Genomic DNA, 6530 nt, shown 5'->3' on the forward strand with positions numbered 1-6530 from the left:
GGTCGGGGTGCCCGGCCGCTCCGTCGGGCCGGGCCGGACAGGAGCGCCGGTGGGCCGTCACGGCCGGCCGGGGCCGCGGCCGGGCAGCGTCTGGCTGTACACGACGCTGGTGGTCGTGCTGCCGAAGCCGGCCAGCTCGTCCACGAGCACCTCGAGGTGCTCCATGGAGGTCGCGGCCACCTTCAGCGTGTAGCAGTCGTCCCCGGTGGTGCGCAGGCACTCCAGGATCTCCCGCCGCTCGGCGAGCAGCCGGCGCAGCGGCTGGTGGCGGTTGCCCGGGTACTTCAGCCGGACGACGGCGAGCACGGGGTAGCCGACCTTGGCCAGGTCCACCACGGCTCGGTAGCCGCTGATGACGCCCAGCGACTCCAGGGTGCGCACCCGTTCCGTGGTGGCGGAGGGGCTGAGCCTCACCCGCCGCCCCAGCTCGCTCAGGGAGATCCTGGCCTCCTGCTGCAGCTGCTCGATGATCGCCCAGTCGACGTCGTCAAGATTCACGGCCATCCGGCCACCCTACCGGGAGATCCACGGCAGCGGGCCGCCACAACCGGGAAGTCTCCGTTCCCTGCCCCATGATCGCCGGGATAGCCTCGGGGCATGCAACTTGGCGTCAACGTACCGAACTTCGGGCCCGGGACGGATCCGGGCGTGCTGCGGGAGTGGGCGCGGACGGCGGAGGGGCTGGGCCTCGACCTGCTCATGGTGTCGGACCACGTGGCCGTCACCGGGGACGTCGCCGCGCGCTACCCGGAGCCGTTCTACGAGCCGTTCACCACGCTGTCCTGGCTGGCCGGCCTCACCACCCGGCTGCGGCTGGGCACGACGGTGCTGGTGCTGCCCTACCGGCACCCGCTGCTGGTGGCCCGGATGGCCGCCGGCCTCGACCGGCTGAGCGGCGGTCGCTTCGTCCTCGGGGTGGGCGTCGGCTGGGCGCGCCAGGAGTTCGAGGCGCTGGGCGTCCCGTTCACCGAGCGCGGCAGGCTGACCGACGAGTACCTGGGCGTCCTGCGGGAGGCCTGGCACCCGGCCCCGGCGGCCGGTGCCCCGGCACTCCCGGGCGCGGACGGCCCGCCCACCGACGGCCAGCCCGCGGACGGCCGGCCGACCGACGACCCGCCCACCGACGACCGGCCCACGGACGGCCGGCCGACCGGATCCGCGGTGCCCGTCTGGGTGGGCGGCCACAGTGCGGCGGCGCTCCGGCGCGCCGCCCGGTTCGGCGACGCCTGGCACCCGCTGCGCCTCCCGATGGCCCGGATGCGGGAGGTCCTGGCGCAGCACGAGCTGCCTGGCTTCGCGCCCCGGATCGCGCTGCGGCTGACCGCCGCGCCGGTGGGCGACCCCGACCGCCCGGCCGGCGTCGGCACCCTCGACCAGGTCCTGGAGGACCTCGACGGGCTCCGCAGCCTCGGCGCGGGCACCGTGGTGCTCGACCCGTACCACGGCGATCCGGAGGAGACCCGCCGCCCGCAGACCGCCTGGCGGGACCTCGCCGCCGTGGCCACCCACTGGAGGACACCGTGATCACCCCCGCCGACGAACCCCTGCTGCGCCGCGCCGTCGCGATCGCGGCCGAGGCCGTGACCCTGGGCGACGCCCCCTACGGCTCCCTGCTGGCCGGTCCGGACGGCACGGTCCTCGTCGAGGCGCACAACACCGTCCGCCGCGACGACGACATCACGGCCCACCCCGAGCTGAAGCTGGCCCGCTGGGCGGCCCGTGAGCTCGCCCCCGACGAGGCCGCCCGCACCACCATGTACACCAGCTGCCAACCCTGCTCCATGTGCGCCGGCGCCATCGTCCGCTCCGGCCTCGGCCGGGTGGTCTTCGCCCTCTCCACCGACCAGCTCGTCGACCTCAACCCGGGGTCGGGCGCCTGGCCGACCGTCCCGCAGGACGGCCCGGCGCTGTTCGACGAGGCCCGCGCCCCGATCGCCGCCTACTACGGCTCGGCCTGACGCGGCCGCCCGGGTGGCGCGCCCGTCCGCTCGGGCTGCTCCCGGCAGTTCTCGGCAGCCCCGGCTGCTCAGGCAGCCCCGGCCGCTCAGGCCGCAGCGCTCGGCCGGGTGACGCGTTCTGCGACGGCGACGGTGGCGCGGCGCGGCAGCAGGCGCGGCGCCAGCGTGCCGAGCCGGTTGACCAGCCCGTCGACGACCGTGGGCCGGCCCCTGCGCAGCGCGGCCAGGGTGGTCGTGACGACCTGCTCGGGCCGACGGCGGACGCCGACCGCGGCCTCCTCGCCCGCCACGTCGAAGAACGGCGTGTCGGTGGCTCCCGGGCAGACGGCGAGCGCCCGCACACCGCTGCCGCGCAGTTCGTTCGCCAGTGCCTCGGTGAAGGAGAGCACGTACGCCTTGGTGGCGCCGTAGACGGCCATCCGGGGGATCGGCTGGAAGGCGGCCGTGCTGGCGATGTTGACGACGGCGCCGTGTCCGCGGTCGACCATGCCGGGCAGCAGCCGGGCGGTCAGGTCGGTGAGCGTGAGGCAGTTGAGCTGGACCTGCTCGGCCATCCGGGACGGGTCGGTCTCGGCGACGGCGCCGAAGGTGGCGAAGCCGGCGTTGTTGACGAGGATGTCGACGGTCGCGCCGAGTGCCTCGACCCGCTGCTGGAGTTCGGCGGCGGCGCCGGGCCGGGCGAGGTCGAGCGGGACGACGTGCACGGTGGTGCCGTGCGCCGCGGTCAGCTCCTGCTGCAGGCCGCGCAGCTTGTCCTCGCTGCGGGCGACCACGACGAGGTCGGAGCCACGGGCGGCCAGTTCGCGGGCGAACGCGGCCCCGATACCGGTGGACGCTCCGGTGATCAGGGTGGTCTTGCGGGCGAAGTCCATGACGCTCCTCGTCTCGGCAGGCGCGGGGTCGGGTGCCCCGGTCGGCGCCGCAGCTCAATGTAGTCAGTGCCAACAAAGTAGTCAACGACTACATTCCCGTATGCTGATGCCCATGCGAACGGGCCGCTACCACCACGGAGACCTCCGCGCCGCACTGCTGGAGCGCGCCGAGCAGACGCTGCGCGAGCAGGGCGTCGACGCGCTCTCACTGCGCGAGCTCGCCCGCGCCCTCGACGTCAGCCACGCCGCGCCCAGCCGCCACTTCAAGGACAAGCGCGCCCTCCTCGACGCCCTCGCGCTCACCGGCATCCAGCGGATGACCGCCGCCGGTCGCAGCCGCCTGGCCGGGAGCGGCGAGGGTTTCCGGGACCGGATGTTCGCCTTCGCCCGGTCGTACGTCGACTTCGCCGCCGCGCACCCCGCCCTCCTGGAACTCACCTTCGCGCGCAAGCACGACGTCGCCGTCGCGGACGAACTCCGGCTCGCCTGGGGGCCGTTGGAGGAGGACATCCACGCGGTCATCGCCCAGGGGCAGCGCGAGGGCGAGCTGAGGGCGGGCAGTGCCGACCGGATCTTTAACGTGCTCTACACAGCGGTGCACGGCGTCGCCGCCCAGGCGGCCTCCGGACAGCTCTCCGGGCCGGCCCTCGACCAGGTCTTCGACGACCTCCTCACCCACCTGCTGCGCGGCCTGCGGCCCGCCGCCGGGGACGAACCCCTGGCCGGGCCCGCGGCGCCGACCTGCTGAAGCCCGGCCCCGCGAAGTCGGGCAGCCTGGCACCACGAAGCCCGGCCCCGCCGAAGCCCGAACCGCCGAAGCCGCCCGTCGCGGGCCCGACAGTGCTCCACGTGGCGTGATCTAGCCCAGGAAGCCCCGGAGCAGGGCGGCCGTGGCGGCGAGGTGTTCCTCGGTGGCGCGCCGGGCCGCTTCGCCGTCGCCGTCGAGGATCGCCCGGACCATCGCCCGGTGCTGCTCGGCGGCGTGCTCGATGTTGCGCTCCAGCACCGGGATGGCGTTCAGCAGGTCGTTGAGGCGCATCCGGGCCTGCGCGATGCCCGCGGCCAGGGTGGGGGAGCCGGTGAGCTCGCCGACGGCGAGGTGGAAGCGCGAGTCGAGCTGGCGGTACCGCTCGGCGGGGGCGCCCTCCAGGTCGGCGAGCCGGCTCTCCAGGTAGGCGCGCTGCTCCGGGGTGAGGGTGCGGCGGGCGGCGGCCTCGGCGGCGCCGCTCTCCAGCACCAGGCGGTAGGTGAGCGCGTCCTCCAGGTCGTCGCCGAGGTCGCGGACGGCGCGGCGCAGCTCGGCGACGTCCGGCTCGGGCATCCGGTAGGTGACGAAGGTGCCGCCGTAGCGGCCGCGGCGGGACTCGGTGCAGCCCGCGAGCTGCAGGGTGCGGAGCGCCTCGCGCAGGGTCTCGCGGCTGACGCCGAGCCGGGCGGCGAGGTCCCGTTCGGCGGGGAGCCGGTCGCCGTGGCCGAAGACGCCCAGCTTGATGGCCTGCAGCAGCCGTTCGACGGTCTCCTCGAAGGCGTTGCCGGTCCGCACCGGGCGGAAGATCGCCCCGGCCTGCCAGTCCTGGCGGGCCCGCTCGCGTGCCTCGTCGACGTCCACGCCGGAATCGTACCTACGGTCGGGTTCCGGGACTCATCCCCTTTCCGCTCTTGACGCGGCCCGGGCCGAGCCGGAACGATGCTGATCACCCACCCCAATGGTCTGGTTCCGGACCATTGGAAGAGCCGTCCGACCGTCTAACCCGCCGGGGGAGTCGCGCCACGACGCCGTGGCCGCGCCCGCCGGCACACCCTCAACCCCCAGGGGTGCCCATGACCGACGCACGCTCACCCGACCACCCTGCCCCGCTCGGGTTTCCGTCGAACACCGGAAGTGTTACCGGCACCGACGCCGGCGCCGCAACGTCCCCCGCCGCTTCCGGCGCCGATTCCCCCACCGCTTCCGGCGCCGATTCCGCCACCGCCACCGCCGCTCCCGCCGCCGGCACCCTCTCCGCCGACGAGCAGCGGCTGCGCGAACTGGGCTACACCCAGGAGTTGGCCCGCTCGATGACGGGCTTCTCCAACTTCGCCGTCTCCTTCTCCATCGTCTCGATCCTCTCCGGCTGCCTGACCCTGTACGGCACGGGGATGAACACCGGCGGCCCCGCCATGATCATCTGGGCCTGGCCGGTGGTGGGCCTGCTGACGCTCTGCGTCGGGCTGGCGATGGCCGAGATCTGCTCCAGCTACCCCACGGCGGGCGGACTCTACTACTGGTCCGCCAAGCTGGCCCGCAGCGGCGGCCCGGCCTGGAGCTGGTTCACCGGCTGGTTCAACTTCCTCGGCCAGGTCGCGGTGACCGCCGGCGTCGACTACGGCGCGGCCTTCTTCACCAACGCGTTCCTGACCCTCCAGTTCGGCGTCGAGGCCAGCCCCGCGCACACCATGGAGATCTTCGCCGTCATCCTGGTGATCCACGGCCTGCTCAACACCCGCGGCGTGCGCCTGGTCGCCGTCCTCAACAACGTCTCCGTCTGGTGGCACCTGGTCGGCGTGGCCGCCATCGTCGGCGCGCTCGTCCTGCTGCCGGACCAGCACGCCTCCGCCTCCTTCGTGTTCACCCAGTTCGTCGACAACACCGGCTTCCACAACCAGTTCTACGTGGCGATGATCGGCCTGCTGATGGCCCAGTACACCCTCACCGGGTACGACGCCTCCGCGCACATGACCGAGGAGACCCACGACGCCGCCCGCTCCGGACCGCGCGGCATCGTGAACGCCATCACCGTCTCCCTGGTGGCCGGCTGGGTCCTGCTGCTCGGCATCACCTTCGCGATCCGGGACTACGACGGCGCGCTCGCCAGCGACACCGGCGTCCCGCCCGCGCAGATCTTCATCGACGCCATCGGCGCCGACGGCGCCAAGGTCCTGCTGCTGATCGTCATCGGCGCCCAGTTCTTCTGCGGGATGGCCTCGGTCACCGCCAACTCCCGCATGATCTACGCCTTCTCGCGTGACGGCGCCCTGCCGGGCTCCGCCCTCTGGCACCGCATCGACCCGCGCACCCAGACGCCGACCAACGCGGTCTGGCTGGCCACCGGCGGCGCCCTGCTGCTCGGCCTGCCCGCGCTGTGGAACACCACCGCCTACACCGCCGTCACCTCGATCTCCGTCATCGGCCTCTACATCTCCTACGTGCTGCCGGTGTACCTGCGGCTGCGCCAGGGCGAGGACTTCCCGCGCGGCCCCTGGCACCTGGGCCGCTGGAGCCGGCCGATCGGGATCGTCGCGGTGGTCTGGACGGCGGTGATCACCGTGCTGTTCATGCTCCCGACGGCCAGTCCGATCACCGCCGAGAGCTTCAACTACACCCCGGTGGCGGTGGCCGTGGTGGTCGGCTTCGCCGGTGTGTGGTGGCTGGCCTCCGCCCGGAACTGGTTCACCGGGCCGGTCGTCCACGACACCTCCGCCGCTTCCGCGACCTCCACCGCTGCCGTCGGTCCCGCCGACGCGCTCGACCCCGTCGTGGGCACCCGCCCCGTTCCCCCCTCCGACCCCGCCAAACTGGAGACCCGATGAGCAGCCGTCCCCGGCTCACCCTCGACGAGCTGCGTGCCATGGTCGCGGCGGGGGAGATCGACACCGTCGTGCTGGCCATGACGGACATGCAGGGCCGGCTGCAGGGCAAGCGGGTGGCCGCCGAGTACTT

Annotated in this window: 7 protein-coding genes; 4 read left to right on the forward strand and 3 right to left on the reverse strand. The window is 73.8% G+C overall.

Annotated elements, in window-relative coordinates; translation table 11 throughout:
* Window positions 1-57: 57 nt before the first annotated feature.
* Window positions 58-504: an Lrp/AsnC family transcriptional regulator gene (locus AB0N04_RS03470; RefSeq protein ID WP_360208518.1), complete on the reverse strand. Its 447-nt coding sequence runs from the start codon at window positions 502-504 to the stop codon at window positions 58-60.
* Window positions 505-597: 93 nt separating this feature from the next.
* Here AB0N04_RS03470 and AB0N04_RS03475 point away from each other — a divergent pair, with 93 nt between their 5' ends.
* Both AB0N04_RS03475 and AB0N04_RS03480 read left to right on the forward strand, forming a co-directional pair.
* Window positions 598-1524, forward strand: coding sequence for an LLM class flavin-dependent oxidoreductase (locus tag AB0N04_RS03475; protein ID WP_360208521.1), 927 nt, complete (start codon window positions 598-600; stop codon window positions 1522-1524).
* Window positions 1521-1958: a nucleoside deaminase gene (locus tag AB0N04_RS03480; RefSeq protein ID WP_360208524.1), complete on the forward strand. Its 438-nt coding sequence runs from the start codon at window positions 1521-1523 to the stop codon at window positions 1956-1958. Before AB0N04_RS03475 ends, AB0N04_RS03480 begins: the two co-directional genes overlap by 4 nt.
* Before the next feature lie 86 nt (window positions 1959-2044).
* Here the strand turns inward: AB0N04_RS03480 and AB0N04_RS03485 are convergent, their stop codons facing one another.
* Window positions 2045-2830 carry an SDR family oxidoreductase gene (locus AB0N04_RS03485; protein ID WP_360208527.1) on the reverse strand — a complete coding sequence of 262 codons (786 nt, stop codon included), beginning with the start codon at window positions 2828-2830 and terminating at the stop codon, window positions 2045-2047.
* Between the two features lie 106 nt (window positions 2831-2936).
* Here AB0N04_RS03485 and AB0N04_RS03490 point away from each other — a divergent pair, with 106 nt between their 5' ends.
* The gene (locus tag AB0N04_RS03490; RefSeq protein WP_360208530.1) at window positions 2937-3578 is read left to right on the forward strand and encodes a TetR/AcrR family transcriptional regulator; all 642 of its coding nucleotides are present in this window, start codon (window positions 2937-2939) and stop codon (window positions 3576-3578) included.
* A gap of 111 nt (window positions 3579-3689) precedes the next feature.
* Here the strand turns inward: AB0N04_RS03490 and AB0N04_RS03495 are convergent, their stop codons facing one another.
* Window positions 3690-4439, reverse strand: coding sequence for an FCD domain-containing protein (locus tag AB0N04_RS03495; RefSeq protein WP_360208533.1), 750 nt, complete (start codon window positions 4437-4439; stop codon window positions 3690-3692).
* A 449-nt stretch (window positions 4440-4888) separates the two neighbouring features.
* On the opposite strand from AB0N04_RS03495, the gene AB0N04_RS03500 reads away from it, so the two are divergent.
* Window positions 4889-6400: an amino acid permease gene (locus tag AB0N04_RS03500; protein ID WP_360208564.1), complete on the forward strand. Its 1512-nt coding sequence runs from the start codon at window positions 4889-4891 to the stop codon at window positions 6398-6400.
* Window positions 6401-6530: the final 130 nt, after the last annotated feature.

This window comes from Kitasatospora sp. NPDC051702 (assembly GCF_040681575.1).
Taxonomy (GTDB): Bacteria; Actinomycetota; Actinomycetes; order Streptomycetales; family Streptomycetaceae; genus Kitasatospora.